This window comes from Caballeronia sp. LP006, assembly GCF_031450995.1.
Classification (GTDB): domain Bacteria; phylum Pseudomonadota; class Gammaproteobacteria; order Burkholderiales; family Burkholderiaceae; genus Caballeronia.
This window is the reverse complement of record NZ_JARTVW010000005.1, coordinates 2,222,241-2,247,744: the sequence shown is the minus strand read 5'-3', so window position 1 is coordinate 2,247,744 and position 25,504 is coordinate 2,222,241. Positions and strand designations below refer to the sequence as shown.

25 protein-coding genes are annotated in these 25,504 nt (G+C 61.9%); 16 read left to right on the top strand and 9 right to left on the bottom strand.

All coding sequences use genetic code 11. The features are described 5' to 3' along the window. The first annotated feature begins 17 nt into the window (after positions 1–17). From nuoG to P9250_RS27015, 14 genes are all read left to right on the top strand, one after another. The gene (nuoG, locus tag P9250_RS27080) at positions 18–2,354 is read left to right on the top strand and encodes an NADH-quinone oxidoreductase subunit NuoG (RefSeq protein ID WP_310396160.1); all 2,337 of its coding nucleotides are present in this window, start codon (positions 18–20) and stop codon (positions 2,352–2,354) included. Further along, the gene (gene nuoH / locus P9250_RS27075) at positions 2,355–3,419 is read left to right on the top strand and encodes an NADH-quinone oxidoreductase subunit NuoH (RefSeq protein WP_244825480.1); all 1,065 of its coding nucleotides are present in this window, start codon (positions 2,355–2,357) and stop codon (positions 3,417–3,419) included. 33 nt (positions 3,420–3,452) lie between these two features. Next, entirely contained in the window at positions 3,453–3,941 is a 489-nt protein-coding gene (gene nuoI, locus P9250_RS27070; protein WP_244825478.1) for an NADH-quinone oxidoreductase subunit NuoI, read from the top strand. 233 nt (positions 3,942–4,174) lie between these two features. After that, positions 4,175–4,852 carry an NADH-quinone oxidoreductase subunit J gene (locus tag P9250_RS27065; RefSeq protein ID WP_310396155.1) on the top strand — a complete coding sequence of 226 codons (678 nt, stop codon included), beginning with the start codon at positions 4,175–4,177 and terminating at the stop codon, positions 4,850–4,852. Between the two features lie 20 nt (positions 4,853–4,872). After that, the gene (gene nuoK / locus P9250_RS27060; protein ID WP_031360677.1) at positions 4,873–5,178 is read left to right on the top strand and encodes an NADH-quinone oxidoreductase subunit NuoK; all 306 of its coding nucleotides are present in this window, start codon (positions 4,873–4,875) and stop codon (positions 5,176–5,178) included. 17 nt (positions 5,179–5,195) lie between these two features. Next, on the top strand, positions 5,196–7,283 hold the full coding sequence (gene nuoL / locus P9250_RS27055; protein ID WP_244825474.1) for an NADH-quinone oxidoreductase subunit L: 2,088 nt from the start codon (positions 5,196–5,198) through the stop codon (positions 7,281–7,283). A gap of 13 nt (positions 7,284–7,296) precedes the next feature. Next, positions 7,297–8,787, top strand: coding sequence for an NADH-quinone oxidoreductase subunit M (locus P9250_RS27050; protein ID WP_244825472.1), 1,491 nt, complete (start codon positions 7,297–7,299; stop codon positions 8,785–8,787). Between the two features lie 25 nt (positions 8,788–8,812). Next, the gene (gene nuoN, locus P9250_RS27045) at positions 8,813–10,285 is read left to right on the top strand and encodes an NADH-quinone oxidoreductase subunit NuoN (RefSeq protein WP_244825471.1); all 1,473 of its coding nucleotides are present in this window, start codon (positions 8,813–8,815) and stop codon (positions 10,283–10,285) included. Then, on the top strand, positions 10,285–10,602 hold the full coding sequence (locus tag P9250_RS27040; protein WP_250465130.1) for a DUF2818 family protein: 318 nt from the start codon (positions 10,285–10,287) through the stop codon (positions 10,600–10,602). Before nuoN ends, P9250_RS27040 begins: the two co-directional genes overlap by 1 nt. A gap of 48 nt (positions 10,603–10,650) precedes the next feature. Further along, complete coding sequence (locus P9250_RS27035; RefSeq protein ID WP_310396151.1) at positions 10,651–11,259, top strand: NUDIX hydrolase; 609 nt, start codon at positions 10,651–10,653, stop codon at positions 11,257–11,259. Between the two features lie 238 nt (positions 11,260–11,497). Then, the gene (locus P9250_RS27030; protein WP_310396147.1) at positions 11,498–11,938 is read left to right on the top strand and encodes a DUF1178 family protein; all 441 of its coding nucleotides are present in this window, start codon (positions 11,498–11,500) and stop codon (positions 11,936–11,938) included. A 44-nt stretch (positions 11,939–11,982) separates the two neighbouring features. Beyond that, the gene (locus P9250_RS27025) at positions 11,983–13,179 is read left to right on the top strand and encodes an acyl-CoA dehydrogenase family protein (RefSeq protein WP_309843440.1); all 1,197 of its coding nucleotides are present in this window, start codon (positions 11,983–11,985) and stop codon (positions 13,177–13,179) included. A gap of 9 nt (positions 13,180–13,188) precedes the next feature. Further along, positions 13,189–14,304, top strand: coding sequence for an acyl-CoA dehydrogenase (locus P9250_RS27020; protein ID WP_310396145.1), 1,116 nt, complete (start codon positions 13,189–13,191; stop codon positions 14,302–14,304). Then, a complete protein-coding gene (locus tag P9250_RS27015) occupies positions 14,305–14,766 on the top strand; it encodes a MaoC family dehydratase (protein ID WP_244825464.1) in 462 nt (153 codons plus the stop codon). It begins immediately after the preceding gene. Positions 14,767–14,793: 27 nt separating this feature from the next. On the opposite strand, the gene P9250_RS27010 is transcribed toward P9250_RS27015, so the two are convergent. The 7 genes from P9250_RS27010 to P9250_RS26980 are packed head-to-tail and all read right to left on the bottom strand — an operon-like array spanning position 14,794 to position 22,005. Further along, positions 14,794–16,020, bottom strand: a complete 1,227-nt coding sequence (locus P9250_RS27010; protein ID WP_310396143.1) for an acyl-CoA dehydrogenase family protein — start codon at positions 16,018–16,020, stop codon at positions 14,794–14,796. 23 nt (positions 16,021–16,043) lie between these two features. Beyond that, the gene (locus P9250_RS27005; protein ID WP_310396138.1) at positions 16,044–17,126 is read right to left on the bottom strand and encodes a phosphotransferase; all 1,083 of its coding nucleotides are present in this window, start codon (positions 17,124–17,126) and stop codon (positions 16,044–16,046) included. A 42-nt stretch (positions 17,127–17,168) separates the two neighbouring features. Then, entirely contained in the window at positions 17,169–17,894 is a 726-nt protein-coding gene (locus tag P9250_RS27000; protein ID WP_310396135.1) for a histidine phosphatase family protein, read from the bottom strand. 1 nt (position 17,895) lies between these two features. Continuing rightward, positions 17,896–18,684: an oxepin-CoA hydrolase, alternative type gene (locus P9250_RS26995; RefSeq protein ID WP_244825456.1), complete on the bottom strand. Its 789-nt coding sequence runs from the start codon at positions 18,682–18,684 to the stop codon at positions 17,896–17,898. Continuing rightward, a complete protein-coding gene (locus P9250_RS26990; protein ID WP_310396131.1) occupies positions 18,681–20,213 on the bottom strand; it encodes a 3-hydroxyacyl-CoA dehydrogenase in 1,533 nt (510 codons plus the stop codon). Before P9250_RS26990 ends, P9250_RS26995 begins: the two co-directional genes overlap by 4 nt. A 44-nt stretch (positions 20,214–20,257) precedes the next feature. Continuing rightward, a complete protein-coding gene (locus P9250_RS26985; protein ID WP_244825453.1) occupies positions 20,258–21,439 on the bottom strand; it encodes a pyridoxal phosphate-dependent aminotransferase in 1,182 nt (393 codons plus the stop codon). 35 nt (positions 21,440–21,474) lie between these two features. After that, positions 21,475–22,005 carry a putative toxin-antitoxin system toxin component, PIN family gene (locus tag P9250_RS26980; RefSeq protein ID WP_310396127.1) on the bottom strand — a complete coding sequence of 177 codons (531 nt, stop codon included), beginning with the start codon at positions 22,003–22,005 and terminating at the stop codon, positions 21,475–21,477. A 56-nt stretch (positions 22,006–22,061) separates the two neighbouring features. Here P9250_RS26980 and yaaA point away from each other — a divergent pair, with 56 nt between their 5' ends. Together yaaA and P9250_RS26970 are read left to right on the top strand one after the other, a co-directional pair. Continuing rightward, positions 22,062–22,841, top strand: a complete 780-nt coding sequence (gene yaaA, locus P9250_RS26975; protein WP_244825449.1) for a peroxide stress protein YaaA — start codon at positions 22,062–22,064, stop codon at positions 22,839–22,841. A 24-nt stretch (positions 22,842–22,865) separates the two neighbouring features. Next, on the top strand, positions 22,866–24,026 hold the full coding sequence (locus tag P9250_RS26970) for a M14-type cytosolic carboxypeptidase (RefSeq protein WP_310396123.1): 1,161 nt from the start codon (positions 22,866–22,868) through the stop codon (positions 24,024–24,026). Between the two features lie 90 nt (positions 24,027–24,116). Here P9250_RS26970 and P9250_RS26965 read toward each other — a convergent pair whose 3' ends face one another. Further along, positions 24,117–24,695: a BspC domain-containing protein gene (locus P9250_RS26965; RefSeq protein ID WP_250465109.1), complete on the bottom strand. Its 579-nt coding sequence runs from the start codon at positions 24,693–24,695 to the stop codon at positions 24,117–24,119. A 116-nt stretch (positions 24,696–24,811) separates the two neighbouring features. Further along, positions 24,812–25,486, bottom strand: coding sequence for an energy-coupling factor ABC transporter permease (locus tag P9250_RS26960; RefSeq protein WP_244825446.1), 675 nt, complete (start codon positions 25,484–25,486; stop codon positions 24,812–24,814). Positions 25,487–25,504 lie beyond the last annotated feature (18 nt).

Sequence of the window (25,504 nt, the reverse complement as noted above, 5' to 3'; positions counted from 1 at the left end):
GAGGATCTTTATCCATCATGGTTGAACTAGAAATTGACGGCAAGACGGTCGAGGTTCCTGAAGGCAGCATGGTGATCCAGGCTGCGCATAAGGTCGATACGTACATTCCTCACTTCTGCTATCACAAGAAGCTGTCGATCGCGGCGAACTGCCGGATGTGCCTCGTCGAAGTCGAAAAGATGCCGAAGGCCGTTCCCGCGTGCGCCACGCCCGTATCCAACGGCATGATCGTGCGTACCACCTCCGACAAGGCCGTGAAGGCGCAGCAGTCGGTGATGGAGTTCCTGCTGATCAACCACCCGCTGGATTGCCCTATTTGCGATCAGGGCGGCGAGTGCCAGTTGCAGGATCTGGCCGTCGGTTACGGCAAGTCGCAATCGCGCTATAGCGAAGAAAAGCGCGTGGTGTTCCACAAGAACGTCGGCCCGCTCATCTCCATGGAAGAGATGACGCGCTGCATCCACTGCACACGCTGCGTGCGCTTTGGCCAGGAAGTGGCCGGTGTGATGGAGCTCGGCATGCTGGGCCGCGGCGAGCATTCGGAAATCACCTCGTTCGTCGGCAAGACGGTCGACTCCGAACTGTCCGGCAACATGATCGATCTGTGCCCGGTCGGCGCGCTCACGAGCAAGCCGTTCCGCTATAGCGCGCGTACGTGGGAACTGTCGCGCCGCAAGTCGGTGAGCCCGCACGATTCCGTTGGCGCGAACCTCGTCGTCCAGGTGAAGAACAATCGCGTCATGCGCGTTCTGCCGATGGAAAACGAAGCCATCAACGAATGCTGGATTTCAGACAAGGATCGCTTCTCCTACGAAGGCCTGAACGGCGACGAGCGCCTGAGCACGCCCATGCTCAAGCAAGGCGGCAACTGGATCGAGACCGACTGGCAGACCGCGCTCGAATACGTGGCGAAGGGCATCAAGGGTATCAAGGCGGACCACGGCGCGAACGCCATCGCTGCGCTGGCCACGCCGCATGCAACGGTCGAAGAACTTTTCCTGCTGAAGCAATTCGCGGAAGGCGTGGGTACGCCCAACGTCGATTTCCGTCTGCGTCAGAACGACTTCTCGGCGCCCGTGGGCGTCGGCGCACCCTGGCTCGGCGTGCCTATCGCGGATCTGTCGAATGTCGATACCGCGTTCGTCATCGGTTCGTTCTTGCGTCGCGATCATCCGTTGCTGGCCGCGCGTCTGCGTCAGGCGGCGAAGAATGGCGCCATGCTCACGCTTCTCAACGCAAGCAACGACGACTCGCTGATCCCGACCGCGCATCGCCTGGTGGCGGCGCCGTCGGCTTGGCTCGACCAGCTCGCGGGCATCGCAGCCGCGGTGGCCGAAGCGCGTGGCTCGGAACTGCCTGAAGCGTTTGCCGGACGCGAAGTATCGGCGGCGGCGAAAGATGTCGCGGCATCGCTCTCGGCGGGCGACAAGCGCGTCGTGCTGCTCGGCAACCTCGCGGTTCAGCATCCCGATTTCGCGCAGATTCACGCGGCGGCGCAATGGATCGCGAACAGCACGGGCGCCACGCTTGGCTTCCTGACCGAAGGCGCAAATTCAGTGGGCGCGCATCTGGTCGACGTCCTGCCGGGCGAAGGCGGTCTCAACGCGCGCGAAGTGTTCGAACAGCCGCGCAAGGGCTACGTGCTGCTCAATGCAGAACCGGAATTCGATACGGCCAACCCCGCACAAGCCATCGCCGCATTGAAGCAGGCGGAAATGGTCGTGGTGATGTCGTCGTTCAAGCACGGCCTCGACTACGCGGACGTGTTGCTGCCCATCGCGCCGTTCACGGAAACGTCGGGCACCTTCGTCAACGCGGAAGGCACGGCTCAGTCGTTCAACGGCGTCGTGCGCGCGCTGGGCGACACGCGTCCGGGCTGGAAGGTTCTGCGGGTGCTCGGCACGTTGCTCGGTCTGTCGGGCTTCGATTACGACACGGCCGAAGAAGTGCGTATCGCCGCACTCGGCACGGGTCAGTTGAGCGCGCGTTTGTCGAACGAGACGACGGTCGCGGCCAAGCGCGCGGCGTCGAATGTCACGGCGAACGGCGGCTTCCAGCGTCTTGCCGACGTGCCGATCTATCACGCCGACGCACTGGTGCGCCGCGCCCCGTCGCTGCATCTGACGGCCGCGGCCCGCGACGCGAACATGGCGGGTCTGCCGACCGCGCTTTTCGACCAGCTCGGCCTGAAAGACGGCGAAGCAGTGCGCGTCAAGCAAGGCAATCTGTCGGTGGTGCTGCCCGCGGTTCGCGATGCGAATCTGGCGGAATCGGTGGTCCGCGTATCGGCGGGCACGTCAGCCGGCGCCGCGCTTGGCGGCCTGTTCGGCGAACTGGTAGTGGAGAAGGCGTAAATGGGCTTGTTCGATACGATCAACGCGGGCGGCACGCAGATTCTGGGCGTCGCATGGCCAACGGTGTGGGCGCTGGTGCGCATTGTCGTGGTCGCGGTAGTGATCCTGCTGTGCGTCGCGTACCTGATTCTCTGGGAACGCAAGCTCATCGGCTGGATGCACGTGCGTCTCGGCCCGAACCGCGTCGGCCCGGCAGGTCTCTTGCAGCCAATTGCGGACGTGCTGAAGCTGTTGCTCAAGGAAGTCATTCAGCCGACGCAAGCAAGCAAGTGGATCTACGTGATCGCGCCGATCATGACGGTGGTCCCGGCGTTCGCCGTGTGGGCGGTCATTCCGTTCCAGGCCAAGGCTGTGCTCGGCGACATCAACGCCGGTCTGCTGTATGTCATGGCGATCTCGTCCATCGGCGTGTACGGCGTGATTCTCGCGGGCTGGGCGTCGAACTCGAAGTACGCGTTCCTCGGCGCCATGCGCGCGGCGGCGCAGATGGTGTCCTACGAAATCTCGATGGGCTTCGCGTTGGTCGTCGTGCTGATGGTCGCGGGCACGTTGAACATGTCGGATATCGTCACGTCGCAGCAACGCGGCATTTTCGCGGGCTTCGGCGTCAACTTCCTGTCGTGGAACTGGCTGCCGCTTCTGCCAATGTTCGTCGTGTACTTCATCTCGGGCATCGCCGAAACGAACCGCCATCCGTTCGACGTGGTGGAAGGCGAATCGGAAATCGTCGCCGGTCACATGATCGATTACTCCGGCATGGCGTTCGCGCTGTTCTTCCTCGCCGAGTACATCAACATGATCGTGATCTCGGCGATCGCCACGACGTTGTTCCTCGGCGGCTGGGACGCACCGTTCGGCTTCCTGTCGTTCATCCCGGGCGTGTTCTGGTTCGTTTTCAAGGTTTTCCTCCTGCTGTCGGTCTTCATCTGGGCGCGCGCGACTTTCCCGCGTTACCGCTACGACCAGATCATGCGTCTTGGCTGGAAAGTGTTCCTGCCGGTGTCGGTGGTGTGGGTCGTCGTGGTCGGCTTCTGGATCATGTCGCCGCTCAACATCTGGAAGTAACGGCGCGCAAAGAGACAAGAGCGGACAAATATCATGAACGCAATACAGAGCTTTTTTAAGACCTTCTTCCTGACCGAGCTGCTCAAGGGTCTGGCGCTGACGGGACGCTACACGTTCCAGCGCAAGATCACGGTGCAGTTCCCGGAAGAGAAGACGCCTATTTCTCCGCGTTTTCGTGGCCTGCATGCACTGCGCCGCTATGAAAACGGTGAAGAGCGCTGCATTGCCTGCAAGCTGTGCGAGGCAGTATGCCCGGCGCTCGCCATTACGATCGAATCGGAAACGCGTGCTGACAATACCCGCCGCACGACGCGTTATGACATCGACCTGACCAAGTGCATCTTCTGCGGCTTCTGCGAAGAAAGCTGCCCGGTCGACTCGATCGTCGAGACGCACATCCTCGAATATCACGGCGAGAAGCGCGGCGACCTGTACTTCACGAAGGACATGCTGCTTGCGGTGGGCGATCGTTACGAGACGGAAATCGCCGCATCGAAGGCGGCAGACGCGCCTTATCGTTGATGCGAAGCCGAGCCTGGAGCGCCGCGCGAGAGAAACAGAAACCACGTTCGCGCGCTCCGGTCCTCGACATGTCGTTGCGTTTTTGTTGTTGCTGTCTGGCACAATGCGGCGCGCTTAGTGACCGTGCTTCGTGGCTGATCTTCCCCGGCCGCGCTTTGTCCGTCGCACGGAGAGAGCGAGCCGAAGCGCCGATACACCATGCCTCTTGATGGCCTAACGATGAACCGGTAATCATGGAATTCACAACCGTACTGTTCTATATCTTCGCGCTGCTCCTGACCGTGTCGGCGCTGAAGGTGATCACTTCGCGCAACCCGGTGTCATCCGCGCTCTTTCTCGTGCTCGCGTTCTTCAACGCGGCCGCGATCTGGATGCTGCTGCAGGCCGAATTCCTCGCGATCCTGCTGGTTCTCGTCTACGTGGGCGCCGTGATGGTGCTGTTCCTCTTCGTCGTGATGATGCTCGACATCAACATCGACGTACTGCGACGCGACTTCAGACGCTTCGTGCCGCTCGCGAGCATCGTGGGCGCGATCATCGTGGTGGAAACGGCGCTGATCCTGTGGCACGGTTTCGGCGCGACGACCACGCCGGTCGTCGGCGCGGCTGTCAGCGGCGCGGCGATGATGCCGAACACGCAGCTCATCGGCAAGATCATCTACACGGACTACATCTTCGCGTTCGAAATCGCCGGTCTCGTGCTGCTGGTCGCCATCATCGCGGCGATCTCGCTCACCATTCGCGACAAGAAGGACAAGAAGACGCAGACCGTCAGCCAGCAGGTCAAGGTGCGCGCCCAGGACCGCGTGCGTATCGTCAAGATGAAGTCCGAGACAGAGGCGCCCGACGCCGCGACGGAACCGCCCGTGACTGGCAACATCGGTGCGGGAACGGTCGACAACAAGGGCTGAGCGCGAAGGAGAATATCGAAATGTTGAGTCTTGCCCATTACCTCGTGCTCGGTGCGATCCTCTTTGCGATCAGCATCGTCGGCATCTTCCTGAACCGCCGCAACGTCATCATCATTTTGATGGCCATCGAGCTGATGCTGCTCGCGGTGAACACCAATTTCGTCGCGTTCTCGCATTATCTGGGCGACATACACGGCCAGATCTTCGTGTTCTTCGTGCTGACCGTGGCTGCTGCTGAAGCGGCAATCGGTCTCGCGATTCTCGTGACCCTGTTCCGCAGCCTCGACACGATCAACGTCGAGGACCTCGATCAGCTCAAAGGTTAATTTCAGGCTAGGCTGTTATGTCCATGACACTCAATGAAAACGTCCTGCTTGCGGTTCCGCTGGCGCCGCTTGCCGGTTCGCTGATCGCGGGGCTGCTGGGAAAGACGATAGGGCGCAAGGGCGCGCACAGCGTGACGATTCTCGGCGTCGCGATCTCCTTCGTGCTGTCCGCGATGGTCTTCTTCGACGTGCTGAACGGCGCGAGCTACAACGCCACCGTCTACGAATGGATGACGGTCGGTTCGCTTAAGATGGAAGTCGGCTTCCTGGTCGACTCGCTCACCGCGATGATGATGGTCATCGTGACCTTCGTCTCGCTGATGGTGCACATCTACACCATCGGCTACATGGCGGATGAAGAAGTCGGTTACGAGCGGTTCTTCTCATACATCTCGCTCTTCACGTTTTCCATGCTGATGCTCGTCATGGCGAACAACTTCCTGCAGCTGTTCTTCGGCTGGGAAGCCGTGGGTCTCGTGTCGTACTTGCTGATCGGCTTCTACTTCACGCGTGAAACCGCGATCTACGCCAACATGAAGGCGTTTATCGTGAACCGCGTGGGCGACTTCGGTTTTCTGCTGGGCATCGGCCTGTTGCTGGCGTTCGGCGGCTCGCTGAACTACGGCGACGTTTTCGCGCAAAGCGACAAGCTCGCGACCATGACCTTCCCCGGCACGCAATGGGGCTTGCTGACGGTATCGTGCATTTGCCTCTTCATCGGCGCGATGGGTAAGTCCGCGCAGTTTCCGCTGCATGTGTGGCTGCCCGACTCGATGGAAGGCCCGACGCCGATCTCCGCGCTGATCCACGCGGCAACCATGGTAACGGCCGGTATCTTCATGGTGACGCGCATGTCGCCGCTCTTCGAGCATTCGGATGCGGCGCTGTCGTTCGTTACGGTCATCGGTGCGATCACCGCGTTGTTCATGGGCTTTCTCGGCGTCGTGCAGAACGACATCAAGCGCGTGGTGGCTTACTCCACGCTATCGCAGCTCGGTTACATGACGGTCGCGCTCGGCGTGTCGGCTTATCCGGTCGCCGTGTTCCACCTTGCCACGCACGCGTTCTTCAAGGCGTTGCTGTTCCTCGGCGCGGGTTCGGTAATCATCGGCATGCACCACGACCAGGACATGCGCAACATGGGCGGTCTGCGCAAGTACATGCCGATCACCTGGATCACGTCGCTGATCGGTTCGCTCGCGCTGATCGGCACGCCGTTCTTCTCCGGCTTCTACTCGAAAGATTCGATCATCGAAGCGGCCAAGGCCTCGCACCTGGCGGGCTCCGGCTTTGCGTACTTCGCGGTGGTCGCAAGCGTGTTCGTCACGTCGCTTTACTCGTTCCGCATGTACTTCATGGTGTTCCACGGTCCGGAGCGTTTCCGCGGTCCGAAGCATCCCGATTCGCCGATGGGTCAAGCTGAAGCACATGGCCACGGTCACGATTCGCACGGCCATGGTCACGACGACCACGGGCACGGCCATGATGACCACGGCCACGCGCACGTGCCGCACGAAACCCCGTGGGTGGTGTGGCTGCCGCTCGTGCTGCTGGCTATTCCGTCGATCATCATCGGCGCGATCGGTATCGGTCCGATGGTCTACGGCGACTTCTTCTCGCACGGCGTGATCTTCGACAAGGTGATCTACATCGCCGAAAACCACGAAGGCCTGAAGGAAATGGCCACGGAATTCCACGGCTGGATGGCCATGGCGCTGCACGGCATCATCACGCCGGGACCGGTGTGGATCGCGGCTTTCGGCGTGATCGTCGCGTGGTTCCTGTATATCAAGCGTCCGGATCTGCCCGCTGTCATCAAGAAGGCGTCCGGCCCGATCTATACGCTCCTCGACAACAAGTACTACTTCGACAAGATCAACGAAGTGGTCTTCGCCAAGGGCGCGGTCGCCATTGGCCGGGGGCTGTGGAAAGAGGGCGATGTGGTCGTCATCGACGGCATCGTCAACGGCAGTGCGCGGTTCGTCGGCTGGTTCGCCGGTGTGATCCGCTTCCTTCAATCCGGTTACATCTATCACTACGCGTTCGCCATGATTATCGGCATGTTGGGGCTCTTGACCCTGTTTGTAACGCTCGGCGGCAAATAAGGCGAGGGACCCTATGCACTCTTTTCCGATTCTCAGTGTCGCGATCTGGCTGCCGATCGTATTCGGCGTCCTGGTCCTGGCTATAGGTAACGACCACAACCCGGCGCCCGCGCGCTGGGTCGCATTGATCGGCTCGGTGCTCGGGCTGATCGTGACGATCCCCCTCATCACCGGCTTCGATACGTCGACGGCCGCGTTGCAGTTCGTCGAGCAGGCGAGCTGGATCGAACGCTTCAACATCACGTATCACCTGGGCGTGGACGGCATCTCGATGTGGTTTGTCGTGCTGACAGCGCTCATCACGGTGATCGTGGTGATCGCCGCATGGGAAGTGATCACCGAGCGCGTCTCGCAGTACCTGGCCGCGTTCCTGATTCTCTCGGGCATCATGATCGGCGTGTTCTCGACCGCCGACGGCCTGTTGTTCTACGTGTTCTTCGAGGCCACGCTCATCCCGATGTACATCATCATCGGCGTGTGGGGCGGTCCGAACCGTGTGTATGCGGCGTTCAAGTTCTTCCTGTACACGCTGGCCGGCTCGCTTCTGATGCTGATCGCGCTGCTGTACCTGTACACGCAGACGCATACGTTCGACCTCGCCACGTGGCAAGCCGCGAAGATCGGCATGACGCCGCAGGTGCTGCTGTTCATAGCGTTCTTCCTCGCGTTCGCCGTCAAGGTGCCGATGTGGCCCGTCCACACCTGGCTGCCGGACGCTCACGTGGAAGCACCGACGGGCGGCTCGGTCGTGCTTGCCGCGATCATGCTGAAGCTCGGCGCGTACGGTTTCCTGCGCTTTTCGCTGCCCATCGCGCCGGACGCAAGCCACTTTCTCGCGCCCGTGGTCATCACGCTGTCGCTGATCGCGGTGATCTACATCGGTCTCGTCGCGCTCGTTCAGGCGGACATGAAGAAGCTGGTGGCGTATTCGTCGATTGCGCACATGGGCTTCGTCACGCTTGGCTTCTTCATCTTCAGCCAGCTTGGCGTGGAAGGCGCGATCATTCAGATGATCTCGCACGGCTTCGTCTCGGGCGCGATGTTCCTTTCCATCGGCGTGCTGTACGACCGCGTCCACTCGCGCCAGATCGCGGATTACGGCGGTGTCGTCAATACCATGCCGAAGTTCGCGGCGTTCTCCATGTTGTTCGCCATGGCCAACTGCGGCCTGCCGGGCACCTCGGGTTTCGTCGGCGAGTTCATGGTGATTCTGGCCGCCGTAAAGTTCAACTTCTGGATCGGTTTCCTGGCCACGTTCACGCTGATTCTCGGCGCGGCCTATACGCTGTGGATGTACAAGCGCGTGTACTTCGGCGCCGTGGCGAACGACCATGTCGCGAAGCTGAAGGACATCAACAAGCGCGAAATGTTCATGCTGGTGGTGCTCGCAGCGTTCACGCTGTACATGGGCCTGCATCCGAAGCCCTTCACCGACGTCATGCACGAATCGGTGGCAAACCTGCTCTCCCACGTCGCGCAGTCCAAGCTGCCGCTGGATCAGTAACGCCGTGCGGAGGAATTAAAAGATCATGCAAAACGCCCCTATGAGTGTGCTGTTGCCCGACGCGGTCCTGATGGCCGCAGTCGTCATCGCCTGGTTGAACGACACGATCTTCGGCGTGCCAAGCCGTCGTGTCACGTATCTGATCGCGCTCGTGTCGACCCTCGTGGTCGGCGTGTGGTTTGCGTTCACGGCACTCGACCCGACGCCGCATTACTTCTTCACGCGCATGTATGTCGTCGATCCGTTCGCGAGCGCCATGAAAGCGGTGGTGTGTCTGGGCTACGCGGTGTCGGTCATCTATTCGCGGCGCTATCTGGAAGACCGCGGTCTGTTTCGCGGCGACTTCTTCCTGCTTGGCCTCTTTTCGCTGCTCGGCCAGTGCGTGATGATTTCGGGCAACAACTTCCTCACGCTGTACCTCGGCCTCGAACTGATGTCGCTGTCGCTGTATGCGGTCATCGCGCTGCGCAAGGATTCGCCGCAGGCGAACGAATCGGCGATGAAGTATTACGTCCTCGGCGCGCTCGCTTCCGGCTTCCTGCTCTACGGCATATCTATGCTTTATGGCGCGACCGGCTCGCTGGAACTGGGTGAAGTCTTCAAGGCGGTGGCTTCGGGCCGCATCAACGACGCGGTGCTGTTGTTCGGCATCATCTTCGTCGTGGCGGGCGTGGCGTTCAAGATGGGCGCGGTGCCGTTCCATATGTGGGTGCCGGACGTCTATCAAGGCGCACCGACCGCAATGACCTTGCTCACCGGCGGCGGCCCGAAGGTCGCGGCCTTCGCGTGGGGCTTGCGCTTCTTGGTGATGGGTCTGCTGCCTTTCGCGGTCGACTGGCAAGAAATGCTCGTGATTCTCGCCGCGCTGTCGCTGATCGTCGGCAATGTCACCGGTATCGTGCAGAAGAACATCAAGCGGATGCTCGCGTACTCGGCCATCTCCAACATGGGCTTCGTGCTTCTCGGCCTGCTGGCTGGCGTGGTGGACGGCAAGGTAACGGGCGCGGCGGGCGCCTACAGCTCGGCAATGTTCTACAGCATCATCTACCTCGTCACGACGCTTGGCACCTTCGGCGTGGTCATGCTGCTTGCGCGCCGCGACTTCGAAGCCGAGATGATCGACGACTTCAAGGGTTTGAATCAGCGCAGCCCGGTGTTCGCGTTCGTCATGATGATCATGATGTTCTCGCTTGCGGGCATTCCGCCGACGGTCGGTTTCTATGCGAAGCTCGCCGTGCTCGAAGCGACGATGAACGCCGGTCTGACGTGGCTCGCCGTGCTGGCCGTCCTGACATCGCTGGTCGGTGCGTTCTACTACCTGCGTATCGTGAAGCTGATGTATTTCGACGCGCCGCAAGATGCGTCGCCGATCGTTGCCGGCAGCCTCAATCGCTCCTTACTGGCGTTCAACGGTCTGGCCGTGCTCGTGCTCGGTCTCGTGCCCGGCCCGCTGATGACGGCTTGCCTGCAAGCGATCACGCATACGCTGCCGCTGTAATGTCGGCAGCGGGATGGTTTATCGTGCTGTTGGCGCTCGTCGGCGCCAACTTGCCGTTCCTGAATCAGCGCCTTTTTGCCGTCATGCCGCTCAAGCTTCATGCGGATGGGAGCAAGACGGCGAAGAAGGGCGTTTGGATTCGAATCGGCGAGTTGCTCGTTCTTTACTTCGCGGTTGGCGCTCTCGGCTTCATGCTCGAAGCGCGCGCCGGCAACCGCTTCGATCAGGAATGGCAGTTTTATGCCATTACCTTCAGTCTCTTCGTGGTGTTCGCGTTTCCGGGCTTCACGTATCAGTATCTTGTCAAACGCCGCTGACGGCTGGTTGCTGTCGGCGGCTTTTGGCCATTTGGCATAGGGCTCAAGATGGCAGATCACAACGCTTCTTCCACCGCGAACTTCGGTAACGACGACGGCCTAATCGAGAAGAAGGTCGAAAGCGTCACGCTTCACGAAGGCAAATTTCTGACGCTCAAGCGCGATACCGTGGAATTGCCCGACGGCAAGCACGCCACGCGCGAATTCGTCGAGCATCCGGGCGCGGTGATGATCCTGCCGGAATTCGACGATGGTCGGGTCTTGCTGGAACGGCAGTATCGGTATCCGGTGGGAAAGGTGCTGCTCGAATTCCCGGCCGGCAAGCTCGATCCCAACGAAGACGAGCTGACATGCGCGAAGCGTGAACTGCTGGAAGAGACGGGCTATACCGCGAGCGAGTGGATTTTTCTGACGCGTATCCACCCGGTGATCTCCTATTCGACCGAATTCATCGATCTCTATCTCGCGCGCGGTCTCACTGCTGGCGATGCCCGGCTCGATGAAGGCGAATTTCTCGAGACGTTTATCGCGGAGCCGGCGCAACTCATGCAGTGGGTGAAGGACGGCACGATCAGCGATGTTAAGACGATCATCGGCGCGTTCTGGCTGGAAAAGGTGCGCTCGGGAGAGTGGGCGTTGGGAGAATCGAAGGCGTAGTCGTCATCCGTCGAACCGCTGAAGATGTATCGCTTGCCCCAAGATCATTCGATCTTGGGGCTTGTTCGTTTTCGGCGCAGTGCCAGACTGCCACATTTCGCGTTATGGGTGAGCCAAGCGCCCGTACCCTCGAACCGCTAGAATCGATCACCGGTCGAGCAATCAAAAGATCAGTCTTTACGAACGACCGTTCACAATCGATAGTTTTGAGATAAACTTCCCGGAAGTCCCCATCAGCATGAAGGTCCTCGATTTAAAGTGCTCGCATGAACATCGGTTTGAAGGCTGGTTCGCTTCTACCGAAGAGTTCGAATCGCAACTGTTGCGCAAGCTGGTTGCGTGTCCGGTCTGTTCGGAGACGGATGTGAGCCGCATGCCATCGGCGCCGCGTCTGAATCTTTCGACGGCGCGCAACGACCGCGCGGTACCGGCGGAAGCATCGCCGGATGCGGCGGGCGTTCAGGCGCGCGCGCTTCAGTTCATGCGCGAGTTGATCGAGAAGACCGAGAACGTGGGCGATCGTTTTGCCGAGGAAGCACGGCGCATTCATTACGATGAAGCGCCCGCGCGCAATATCCGCGGCGTGACGACGCCCGAAGAAACGCATGCCTTGCTGGAAGAAGGGATCGACGTATTGCCGTTGCCCGTTCCGGCCGCACTGAAAGAGCCGCTGCAGTAAATCAGCGGTGTCTCGTGTGGTCGGCTACACAGGAGACACAGCGTATGAATCTCGATCATTCCCCTGCGGACGAAGCCTTTCGCGCCGACATCCGTAACTGGCTAGAAGCCAGCCTGCCGCGCGCATTGCGCGACAAGGTTCTCAATCACAAGCGTCTGACTCGCGAAGACTTCGTGAACTGGCACAAGCTGCTCGGCGAGCGCGGCTGGTCGGCGGTCGCGTGGCCGAAGCAGTATGGCGGTCCCGGCTGGAACGCCACGCAGCGTCATATCTGGGACGAAGAATCCGCGCGCGCGGGCGCACCGATGGTCCTGCCATTCGGCGTATCGATGGTCGCTCCCGTACTCATGAAATATGGCAGCGACGCGCAAAAGGCTCGCTATCTGCCGCGCATTCTCGATGGCTCCGACTGGTGGTGTCAGGGCTATTCCGAGCCCGGCTCCGGTTCCGATCTCGCTTCGTTGCGCACGCGCGCCGAGCGACAGGGCGATCACTACATCGTCAATGGTCAGAAAACGTGGACCACGCTCGCGCAACATGCCGACATGATGTTCTGCCTCGTGCGTACCGATCCCGAGGCCAAGAAACAGGAGGGCATTTCGTTCCTTCTGATAGATATGAAAACGCCGGGCATCACCGTGCGGCCGATCATCACGCTCGACGAAGATCACGAAGTCAACGAAGTCTTTTTCGACGACGTGAAGGTGCCGGCCGCCAATCTCGTCGGCGAGGAAAATCGCGGCTGGACGTATGCGAAGTATTTGCTGGGGCACGAGCGAACGGGCATTGCGCGCGTGGGGCAATCGAAGCGTGAACTGCGCTTTCTCAAGCGGCTTGCACTCGAACGCACGAGCCGCGGCCAGCCGCTTTTGCACGATCCCTTGTTCGCCGCGAAAGTCGCCGCGCTCGAGATAGAACTGATGGCCCTCGAAGCGACGGTGCAGCGCGTGATCGCAAGCGAGTCGGATGCAAAAGGTCCGGGGCCCGAAGCATCGATGCTGAAGATCAAAGGCACGGAAGTGCAGCAGGCGCTGACCGAACTCATGTTCGAAGCGGCCGGACCGCAAGCGGCCGGCTTCGATTCCGCGTACCTCGAAGGCGAGCGCGACGCGAGCCAGACCGGCGACGACGATGCCGCGCCGCTTGCCGCGTACTACTTCAACTTTCGCAAGACGTCGATCTATGGCGGCTCGAACGAGATTCAAAAGAACATCATCGCGCAGATGATTCTGGGCCTTTGAGGAGCGCGCATGGACTTCGATTTCACCGATGAACAGCAGCAGTTTCGCGATGCACTGCGCCGCTATCTCGACCGCGAATATTCGTTCGACGCGCGGCAGAAGATCGTCATGTCGCAAGCGGGCGTCGATGCACGGCACTGGAACGCGTTCGCCGAACTCGGCTTGCTGGCGCTGCCCGTTCCCGAAGCGCAAGGCGGTTTCGATGGTGGGCCCGTCGATATGCTCGTCGTGATGCAAGAGCTCGGGCGCGCGCTCGTCGTCGAGCCTTATTGGGCGACGGCGGTCGGCATCGAAGCGTTGCGGCTCGCGGCATCGGCGGAACAGGGCGAATTGCTCGAGCGCGCCGGACGTGGCGAACTCAGGATGGCGGTGGCGTTCAACGAGCCGCACGCGCGCTACGATCTCTTCGATCTTCGCACTACGGCGAGCGTGCAAGGCGAACGCCATACGCTCGACGGCAGGAAGTCGGTCGTGCAGCACGGCGCGCAGGCCGATTACTGGATCGTGCCCGCGCGTCTCGCCGATGAAGTCGCGCTCTTTCTGGTGCCGCGCGATGCCGCCAACGTCGATGTCACCGACTACCGCACGATCGACGGTCAGCGCGCCGCGACGCTCGTCTTCAGGAACACGCAAGCCACGCGTTTGAACGGCGGTGCGGCCACGTTCGCGAAGATCGCCGATTACGCCACGCTTTTGCTTTGCGCCGAAGCCCTCGGCGCGCTCGATGCGCTCGATCGCGCGACCGTCGACTACACGAAGGAGCGCAAGCAGTTCGGCGCGCCCATCGCGCGGTTTCAAGTGCTGCAGCATCGCATGGTGGACATGCTGATCCACACCGAGCAGGCACGCTCCATCACGTATCTTGCCGCTGCGCGTTACGCCAGCGGCGACGCGGCCACGCGCACGCAGGCCATTTCCGCTGCGAAGGCGCGTGTCGGTCAGGCGGCGCGCTTCGTCGGGCAACAGGCGGTGCAGTTGCACGGCGGCATGGGCGTGACCAACGAGATGCCCGCCGCGCACTGGTTCAAACGGCTGTCGATCATCGAGACGACGCTCGGCGACGTGGACTACCACCTCGCGCGTTTTGCGTCGCAGCCCGCGTTTCATGACCTGGAAGGAGCTTGAATGACCTACGCCTATGAAGATTTCGAAGTCGGTGATGCGGTGACGCTCTCCGCCCACACGTTCACGCGCGATGAGATCATCGAGTTCGCGAAGCGTTACGATCCGCAGCCGTTCCATCTGTCGGAGGAAGCGGGCAAGGCGTCGCATTTCGGCGGTCTCGTTGCGAGCGGCTGGAACACCTGTTCCGCGATGATGGGCATTCTCGTGCGCGACATGCTCGCCGATTCGACCTCGATGGGTTCGCCCGGTCTCGACAATATCCGCTGGATCAAGCCGGTGCGCGTCGACGATTCGGTGCGGCTTACGGTGCGCGTGCTGGACAAGCGCGTGTCGAAGAGCAAGCCGGATCGCGGTATCGTCGCCACGCGCTGGGAAGCGCATAACCAGGATGGCGAACTGGTGCTGACGGTGGATTCGGCGGCGCTGTTCGGGTTGCGCGACGCGGGTTCGCAAGCGAGCTAAGGCGCGCGGCGAGGCCGTCTTCCTCGCTCAGTCGCGCGCTTCCGAATACCGCCCGAATTCGAGCTTCGCGATGGCATTGCGATGCACTTCGTCCGGCCCATCCGCGAGCCGCAGCGTGCGCGCCGAAGCATACGCATAAGCGAGCGGAAAGTCGTCGCAGATGCCGGCCGCGCCGTGCGCCTGTATCGCCCAGTCGATGACCTGACACGCGATGTTCGGCGCCACGACCTTGATCATCGCGATCTCGCCGCGCGCGCCCTTGTTGCCGACGGTGTCCATCATGTAGGCAGCTTTGAGCGTGAGCAGACGCGCCTGTTCGATCATGATGCGCGCCTCGGCGATGCGCTCCCGCGTCACGCCTTGTCGCGCAATCGGCTTGCCGAACGCCACGCGCGACAGCGTGCGCTTCGTCATCAGTTCGAGCGCGCGTTCGGCGAGACCGATGAGCCGCATGCAATGATGAATGCGCCCCGGCCCGAGCCGCCCTTGCGCAATCTCGAAGCCGCGTCCGGCGCCGAGCAATAGGTTGGCGGCCGGCACGCGCACTTGCTCGAGCGTAATCTCCATGTGGCCGTGCGGCGCGTCGTCGTAGCCGAAAACATTGAGCGGCCGATGCACCGTGATGCCCGCTGCATCGGCAGGCACGAGGATCATCGATTGTTGCGCGTGGCGTGGCGCATCGGGATCGGTCTTGCCCATCACGATATACACCTTGCAGCGCGGATCGCCCGCACCGGATGACCACCACTTGTGGCCATCGACGACGTAATCGTCGCCATTGCGCATGATGCTGCAACGGATGTTGGTCGCATCCGACGACGCCACTTCCGGCTCGGTCATCAGAAACGCCGAACGAATCTCGCCGCGCAGAAGCGGTTCGAGCCACTGCGCCTTTTGCGCGTCGGTGCCATAGCGTTCGATGGTCTCCATGTTGCCGGTATCGGGCGCATTGCAGTTGAAGACTTCGGGCGCCCACGGTACGCGGCCCATGATTTCGCAGAGCGGCGCGTATTCGAGATTCGTGAGACCCGCGCCACGCGCCGATGCCGGCAGAAACAGATTCCACAGTCCTTCGCGACGTGCGTGGTCCTTGAGGTTTTCGATCAGCCGCGTCGGCACCCATGCGTTGCCCGCCGCGCGATTGGCTGCGATCTCCTCGGCGAAGGCGTGTTCGTTCGGATAGATATGCGCGTCGAAGAAGGCAAGCAACTTCTCGCGCAGCGCGTGCACCTTCTCCGTGTAGTCGAAATTCATCGCTCGTCTCCTCTTTTCTGTCTTCAGTGGCCGACTTTCTGGGCGTAGTGCAAGGCAAGTTCGGCCATCGGCCGCGCGCGCCGGCCCGCATCGGCGGCTTGCGCGCTCGCGGCGGTGCCATCGACCACACGCTTCATGATGCCTTGCAGAATCGCGGCGATGCGGAACATGTTGTAGGCAAGGTAAAAGTTCCAGTCGCCTTCGATCGCAAAGCCCGTGCGTTCGCAATAGCGTGCGACGTAGGCGGCTTCGTCGGGAATGCCGAGCGCGGTCCAGTCGAGTCCCGCGATACCGCGAAACTGCGATGGATCGACATGCCAAGCCATGCAGTGATACGCGAAGTCGGCGAGCGGATCGCCGAGCGTGGAGAGTTCCCAGTCGAGCACGGCAAGCACGCGCGGCTCGTTCGGATGAAAGATCAGGTTGTCGAGCCGGAAGTCGCCATGCACGATGCTCACGCGTGCCTCGACTTGCGGGATATGCCGCGGCAACCATTCGATCAGGCGGTCCATTGCGTCGATGGATTCGGTTTGCGACGCGACGTACTGCTTGCTCCAGCGTCCGATTTGCCGCTCGAAGTAGTTGCCAGGCTTGCCGTAGGTGGCGAGTCCGACCGCTGCTACATCGACGGTATGAAGCGCGGCGATCACGCGATTGGTTTCGCCATAAATCGCGGCGCGTTCGTCGGCCGACATGCCGGGCAGCGACGGGTCCCACAAGACGCGGCCTTCCACAAAATCCATGACATAGAACGCGCGGCCGATCACGCTCTCGTCCTCGCACAGCGCGAGCATGCGCGCAACGGGGACATCCGTGGCGGCGAGTGCATGCATCACGCGATATTCACGCTCGATTGCATGCGCCGATGGCAAGAGCTTCGCGGCCGGCCCGGGCTTCGAGCGCATGACATAAGCGCGCGTGGGCGTGACGAGTTTGAAGGTCGGGTTCGACTGGCCGCCCGCGAACTGCTCCAGCTTGAGCGGGCCGCTGAATCCTTCGACGTGCGCGGCAAGCCACGCGGCGAGCGCGTCGCTATCGAAGCGCTGGCTCTCGTGCACCGGACGCGTTCCTTCGAACGCTGCGAAATCGGTTTCGTTGTCTGGCATCGTCTCCTCCCATATTTTTGTGGTGCGCCAGGACGTCGCGCTTCAGTCCATCTCGTCGGCCTTGAAGCGCAGAAACTGCGCGTACAGCAGTTCCATCGTCGTGTGACGCACGTCGGCATGAAGCGGCGAGGGCGGCGAATGATTGATTGCATGCACGACCCAGTCGCCGGGTTTGTCGCCGACATCGAGCGCGTTGATGCAGCCCGTCGCCTGCGACAGATGTCCGAAGAACGCGCGCCCGCCGGCCGTGATCGCATGCGACAGCAACGCGCGATTCACGCCGCCGTGCAGCACGAGCAGCACCGTGTCCCATGAGGCATCGCCGCGCAGCTTCGTCATGGCGGGCAGCGCGCGATCGAGCAGCTCGCCAATGCTTTCGCCGCCCAGAAAGCGCGTCTCTTCGGGCACCACGCCATCGAACACGGAAAGAAAAGCGCGCTCGATATCCTGCGTCGTGAGACTCGCGAGCCGCCCGCCGCGTATCTCCTGCCACTCCGGCCAAACTTCCGGCTCGATTGGCTGATGCGTTTCGGCGAGCACGCGCTGCGCCGTTTCGCGCGTGCGCGGCAAGCCGCTCACGATCACGCGGTCGAAGCGAATGTTCTGCGCGGCAAACACGCGTCCAGCCGCGCTTGCTTCCTCGCGGCCGCGTTCGTTGAGCGGCACGCTTTCCGGGTCGATTGCGCGGCCGCTGTCGTCGAAATACGTGACGTCGCCATGGCGCATCAGATAGATGCGGCGGCGTTTGGGCAACTTGTATTGAGCCATCTCAGCGGTAAGTCGGCTGACGCTTTTCGAGGAACGCGGTAATGCCTTCGAGCGCGTCACCGTGATGCAGGGCGTCGACGAAACTGTCGCGTTCCATGTCGAGATGCGCGGCGAGCGGCTGCACGTCCGCCGCGTTGATGAGCGACTTGATGCGTGCGAGCGCTTTCGGCGACACGCTGCCGAGATCGTCGGCCCAGGCGATGGCGGCATCGAGCGCAATGCCTTTCTTCGTCAGCCGGTTGACCACGCCCACTTCATACAGACGCGCCGCGCCGATCGGCTTCGCTTCGAGCAGGACTTCGCTGGCGAGCGTGCGCGGCAAGGCGCGCGCGAGGAACCACGAAGCGCCGCCATCGGGCGTGAGGCCGACGCGCGCATACGACATGACGAAGCGCGCGTCGTCGGCGGAGACGATCAGATCGCACGCGAGCGCAAGCGAAAATCCCGCGCCGGCCGCGGCACCCTCCACGGCCGCGATGATCGGCTTGGTCGATGCCCGCAACGCGCTGATCCATTCGCCCAGCAAGTCGATGCTCTCGGCCTGCACCGATTCATCCTTCGCGCGATTTTCGAGCAGCCTGTTCAGGTTGCCGCCCGAGCAGAAGAAGTTGTCCGCGCCCGTCAGCACGATGGTGCGCACCGACGTGTCGCGCTCGGCCGTGCTGAGCGCCTCGATGCCGGCCGCATACATATCCGGATGCAGGGCGTTGCGCGCGCCCGGATTCGACAGCTTGAGCACGAGCGTGGTGTCGCTCCCGGCAGGGCGGTAGGTCAGCAGTTCGGCGCTCATCTGAGCTCCTCGATATGGGTAAGAGAAAGTCCGAGCCTCGCGCGGCGTGCGAGCCAGGGCGAAGGCCGGTAGCGTGGGTCGCCGAGCACGCCGTGGATGTTCTGCAAGATCGTGAGGATGGTCGCGGCGCCGAGCGCGTCGCCGAGTGCGAGCGGTCCGCGCGGATAGCCGAGGCCGAGCATGACGGCGAGATCGATGTCGGACGGCGTCGCAATGCCTTGCTGCGCGATATCGCAGCCAATGTTCACGATGGTTGCCACCACGCGTTGCGCGACGAAGCCGGTCGAGTCGCGGATGACGCTGACGGGCACGCCATCGGCGGCGAAGAGCGCGTGCGCCGCGTCGCGCATGGCGGGCGTGGTCGCGGGCGTCGTCATGATGGTGCGGCGCGCGGCGGTATCGAAGGGAAAGAGTGTGTCGATGGCGACGACGCGCGTGGCGTCGAGCTTTTCGGCGACGGCGGCGGTGGTCGCATCGAAGCCGAGCGGCGTGACCACGATCAAGGAATCCGAAGCGGGCGTTGCGTCGGTATCGAGTTCGACCGATGCGGGAAGCAACGCGCGCACCGCTTCATAAGCGCTTTGCGACGCCCGACTCACCCACACGCGCTTGGGCAAGCGGGTAGGCGCTTCGGCTTCGAGCGGCGCGATGTGTTTGCCATCGGCATATCGATAGAAACCTTCGCCCGTCTTGCGCCCGATCAGCCCGCCCGCGAGCCGCGTGCCCGTGATCGGCGAAGGCCTGAAGCGCGGCTCTTCATAGAACTGGTGATAGATCGACTCCATCACCGGATGCGAGACATCCAGCGCGGTGAGATCGAGCAATTCGAATGGCCCGAGGCGAAAGCCCGCCTGCTCGCGCATGATGCGGTCGATGTCCGCGAAACTCGCCACGCCTTCGCTCGCCACGCGCAGGCCTTCGGTGTTCATGCCGCGTCCCGCGTGATTCACGATGAAGCCCGGCATGTCCTTCGCGCGCACCGGCGTGTGACCCATGCGGCGCGCGAGTTCCATGAGTGAATCGCCCGCGCGCGGATCGCCACGCAGTCCGTCGATGACTTCGACCACGCGCATCAACGGCACGGGATTGAAAAAGTGGAAGCCCGCGACGCGTTCCGGTTTCGAGCAGCCCGCCGCGATTGCGGTGATCGACAGTGACGAAGTGTTCGACGCGAGAATGCAGCGCTCGCTCACCACGGCTTCGAGTTCACGGAACAGTTCGCGCTTGATGTCGAGATTTTCGACGATCGCTTCCACGATGACGTCGCAATCCGCGAGTTCGCTCGCGTCCTGTGCGTCGTGCACGTTGGCGAGCGCGGCGTGCGCATCGGCTTCTCTGATCTTGCCCTTGGCGGCGAGCTTCGATAGCGTTTCGGACAGATACTCGCGCGCGGCGGCAAGCGCGACGGGATTGGCATCGAAGAGACGCACGGTGAGTCCGGCGAGCGCCGCGATCTGCGCGATACCGCGACCCATCGCGCCGCTGCCGACGATTCCAAGCGTTCCGATTGCGTATTCCTGCGAACTCATGATGCGGATGTCTCCTCTACGTGATTGAATTCGCCGCGCCCCGCTCAGAGTTTCGAGAGCCTTTGCAAGGCGAGCGCCAGCGTTTCTTCCTTCTTGGCGAAGCAGAACCGCACGACGCCGGATTCGTGACTCTCGTGATAAAACGCCGACACCGGAATGGCCGCGACGCCGATCTCGCTCGTGAGCCATTGCGAGAAGTCGGCTTCGGGCATGTCGCTGATCGCCGAATAATCGACGCACTGAAAATAGGTGCCGTCGCAAGGCAGGAGCTTGAAGCGGGTATCGGCGAGACCCGCGCGGAAAAAGTCGCGCTTCTTCTGATAGAACGCGGGCAGTTCGAGATACGGCTTCGGGTCTTCGAGATAATGCGCGAGGCCGACCTGCATGGGTGTGTTCACCGTGAACACGTTGAACTGGTGCACCTTGCGGAATTCGGCGGTCAACGCGGCGGGCGCGGCGACGTAGCCCACTTTCCAGCCTGTCACATGGAAGGTCTTGCCGAAGCTCGACACGACGAAGCTGCGCTTGGCCAGTTCCGGGTAGCGCGAGACGCTTTCGTGCGGCGCGCCGTCGTAGACCATGTGTTCGTAGACTTCGTCGGAGAGGATCAGCACGTTGGTATCGCGCACGATCTCTTCGAGCTTTTTCATGTCCGCCGCGCGCCAGACGCGCCCGGTCGGATTGTGCGGCGTGTTGATCATCAGAAGGCGCGTCTTCGGCGTGATCGCGGCGGCGATCTTGTCGAAGGGCAGCGCGTAGTCGGGCGCTTCGAGCGCGACGAACACGGGCTTGCCGCCCGCGAGCTCGATGGACGGCACGTAGCTGTCGTACGTCGGCTCGATGACGATGACTTCATCGCCCGGATGCACGCAGCACAGCACCGCCGTGAGCAGGGCCTGCGTCGCGCCGGCGGTCACGGTGATCTCGCGGTCGGCGTCGTAGGCGCGGCCGTAGAGCGCGTCGATCTTGCGCGCGATGGCCTGACGCAAGGGCGCGGCGCCCGCCATCGGCGGATATTGGTTGTGGCCGTCGCGCATGGCGTTGGCGACGGCATCCACGACGCGCGGGTCGCAGTTGAAATCGGGGAAACCCTGACCGAGATTCACCGCGCCCTTCTGTGCGGCGAGCGCGCTCATCACGGTGAAGATGGTCGTGCCGACATTGGGCAGACGCGACGGAAAGGACAGCTCGGGCGGGGTCTGTGGCAGTTCGTGCGTGGCGTTCATGGCGTGGACGTGTGCTGACGGGTAGGGTTGCTATTCTAAACAGCGCTTGCAATGTGCGCGGACGTGGCCTGCGGTGCCTCGGATCGTGCCTCGAATGCGGTGACGAAAGGTTTGGGTTCGCCGATACGAAACGCAAAATCCCGCGCGATGCGCTTCGCGAGCTTCAGCACCGCGCGATCCTTCGAGACGAGCCAGTCCGCGCGAGAAGCCTGCGCGAGTTCGAGGAACTTCTGGTCGTCGCGGTCGCGGCACTTGGGCAGCGGCCGTTCGGCCTCCTGCGTGCGCGGCGCGATCAAGGTCGAAAGCCGCGCGACGATGGCAAGCGCCGCTTCCTTGTCGACGTTCAAGCGCACGAACTGCGGATAGTCGAGCACGCGCGTGAGTTCGGTGAGACACCGCGGATCGATCAGCGCTTCGAGCGTGCCTGCTTCGAGCGCGGCGCGAATCGGGCGCGTGGCGGGATCGTCGAATACGAGGATGTCGATCCACACGTTGGAATCGAGCACCACGCGTAAGGCGGAGGCGGGCGTGGGCGCTTGCACGGGCAGCGCGGCGGAATTTTCCATTCGATACAATTGGGGGTTTATGCCTATGATCGCCGCTCGTTTGACGGCGAGCCTCCATGATAATCGTTCTATCGCCTGCCAAATCGCTCGACTACGAGACGCCGCCGCATATCCGCAAGCACACGCTGCCCGAGTTCGTCGATGACGCCGCCGAGCTCATCAAGGGTCTGCGTCATCTTTCGCCGCAACAGATCGGCGGAATGATGGGCATCTCGGACCAGCTCGCGACGCTCAACTTCCAGCGTTATGCCGAATGGTCGAAGCGTTTCGACGAGACCAATTCGAAGCAGGCCGTGCTCGCCTTCAATGGCGATGTCTACGAAGGCTTCGCCGCGAAGACGCTGTCTTCGGCCGATCTCGACTACGCGCAGAATCATGTGCGTGTTTTGTCCGGGCTTTATGGGCTCTTGCGACCACTCGACCTATTGCAGCCGTATCGCCTTGAGATGGGCACCAAGTTTCCGAACGCACGCGGCAAGGATCTTTACGCGTTCTGGGGCGAGCGCATCACGGCCGCGCTCAACGAGCAATTCCGGAAACAGCGCGGCGCGCGCGTGCTCGTGAATTGTGCGTCGGGGGAATACTTCAAGTCGGTGAAGCCGCGGCTTCTCGACGTGCCGGTGGTCGCGCCCGTGTTCGAGGACTGGAAGGGCGGACGCTACAAGATCATCAGTTTTCATGCGAAACGCGCGCGCGGTTTGATGGCGCGCTATGCGGTGAAGAACCGCATCGACGAGCCGGAAGGGCTCAAGGACTTCGACAGTGACGGGTATGCGTTCGACGCGAAGGCATCGAACGATACGACTTATGTTTTTCGCCGCCGCGTCGCGGATTAAAGTGTCTGCATCAAGGAATTCATCATGAGCATTTCAATTTCAAGTCATTTCGATGCGGGCGCAATCGAAGTCGTCGACGCCACCAACCCGTCCGATATTCGTTTGCGCGTGCGTCCGGATTCTCACGCCGATTTCGCGCAGTGGTTCTATTTCCGCGTCTCGGGCGCGCGCGGCGAGCGTCTCGTGATGAGCTTCGAGAATGCGGCGCAATGCGCGTTTCCGGAAGGCTGGCGCGACTATCAGGCGGTGGCGAGCTACGATCGCGTGAACTGGTTTCGCGTGGCGACGGAGTACGTGGGCGGCGTGTTGAAGATCGACCATACGCCCGATTTCGATCGCATCCATTACGCGTATTTCGAGCCGTATAGCGACGAGCGTCACGCGGAATTCCTCGGCGCCGTGCAGCAGATGCCGCACGCCACGTTGACCGAACTTGGCAGCACGGTGCAAGGCCGACCAATGTCCTTGCTTTCGCTCGGTCTCGCCGATGGCATGAGTGCCAAGCCCAAGAAGAACGTGTGGGTCATCGCGCGCCAGCATCCGGGCGAAACGATGGCGGAATGGTTCGTCGAGGGCCTCGTCAAGCGGCTCGCGGGCTGGGGCGACTGGGCGGGTGACCCTACCGCGCGCGCGGTACTGGATCGCGCGGTGTTTCATATCGTCCCGAACATGAATCCGGATGGCAGCGTGCTCGGCAATCTGCGCACCAACGCAGCCGGCGCGAACCTGAACCGCGAATGGATGGAGCCGGATGCCGCGCGCAGTCCCGAGGTGCTCGTGGTGCGTGATGCCATCCGCGATATCGGCTGCGACATGTTCTTCGACATCCATGGCGACGAAGCCATTCCTTACGTGTTCGTCGCGGGCTCGGAGATGCTGCCGGGCTTCACCGGCAAGCAGGCCAAAGAGCAGAAGGCGTTCATCGAATTCTTCAAGCAGGCAAGCCCGGACTTTCAGGACGTGCACGGCTACGAGTCGAGCAAGTATCAGACGGATGCGCTCAAGCTCGCGTCGAAGTACATCGGCAACGAGTACAAGTGTCTCTCGCTGACGCTGGAGATGCCGTTCAAGGACAACGCGAATTTGCCGGATGAGCGTGTGGGCTGGAGTGGCGAGCGGAGTTCGGCGCTTGGTGCGGCGATGTTGCAGGCGATTCTTTGGCAGTTGCAGACGTATCCGGCCTGATCTATCCCAGAGCGTTTCCGATGACGCAAAAAGGCGCGACACCTTCAGGTGCCGCGCCTTTTTTGTTTGCCGTGCTTCCTGGCTGGCTAGCTAGTGCTTCTTGGCCGACTTCTTCGTCGACTTGCCCGAGCTCTTGCTTTTGCCCGCAGACGCACCTTTTGTTTTCGCGCCATGCTTGCCCTTCGTGCCGCGTGCGGACGACGGTTCGGCGCGGGGGCGTAGTGGCGGAACCGGATCGTTCCAGCCGAAGGCGAGCATTTGACTGCCTACGTAGCCACAACGAAACTTGAGCGGCGTGACATCGCTCTCACCGCTCTTCGAGACGCCTTCGCCCTCGACTGTCACGACGTTGTCCACCTTGATACGCTGCTTCTTCTCGTCGAACGAATCGTTCCACGGTTCGATGGTCGAGCGCGATGGGTCGAAGACAGCAGGCGGAAACTCTACGTGATCGAACGCCGCCGAAGTGCTGGCGATGAAGTTGCCGTGTGCCGCGCAATCCGCGACGAGCGGATTGGCGTGGAAGTCGGTGACGAAGTGGTGAATCAATTCGTTGCGCTCGTCGAGCGAGTCGGCTAAGGCGGATACTGCCGCGCATGCAATCGATGCGCATACCGCCAACCGGCCGACGAGCCGCAAAAGCCGGCGCGGTGCGTGGTTACTTTCCATCAAGTCTGGTGCTAAGAAGACACGGGCAAGTAAGATGCCGCGTGCGGGGAAGGAGTTCCATCTTATCGCACTTTGATTGCGTTTTTGCTCGCGTGCAATTCGGCTTGCGGAATGCCTCAGACGCGAGGTCCGCGATCAAGGCGATAGCGGCGCACGTCGTAAGTGGTGATCCAGGCTGGCTTATACACCGAGATTAAAATGGTGAGCAGGCCGGTAAAGAGCGCTTCGCCGACAACCAGTAATAGCGAGCCGCGCATGAATGCAGCGGGCACGGTGACCGGTCCGCCGGTGAGCGCCATCTCGAAGAGCACCGTCGCGCCGCATGCCGCGGCAACCGCTGCCGCGGAACTCACGAAGCCGTGCCCGATGATGAACGTAAACAGATTGCGCGGCAGCCACGCATTGGATAGCCGTTGCAGGAACGTTGATACTGCAACAGGCAGCGCGCCGAACAACATATAGGTGACCGCGACCGAGAGCCAGGATGCGTCGAGCACGACGGCCGCGAGCCCGGTGGTGGCAGCCGTGCCGATGAGCGCCAGCCGCCAGTCGAACAAGGTGACCATCAAGGTCGCGCCCAGCAAGTGGATGACGGGTCCGTCGTCGAACCATGCATTGCACGCCCACAACACCGTCACCGCGACGATGATGCCAAGCCACACGTGCTGTAGCGTGGCGTCCTGCAATCTGCTGAAAGGACGCTGCAACAGTACGAGCGCGAGCAATCCCGCGGCGACTATCCAGCCGCCGACGGTAAGCCAAAGCGGGAGCGGTGTGTAAAAGAACCCCATGCCTTGCATATTACTCGT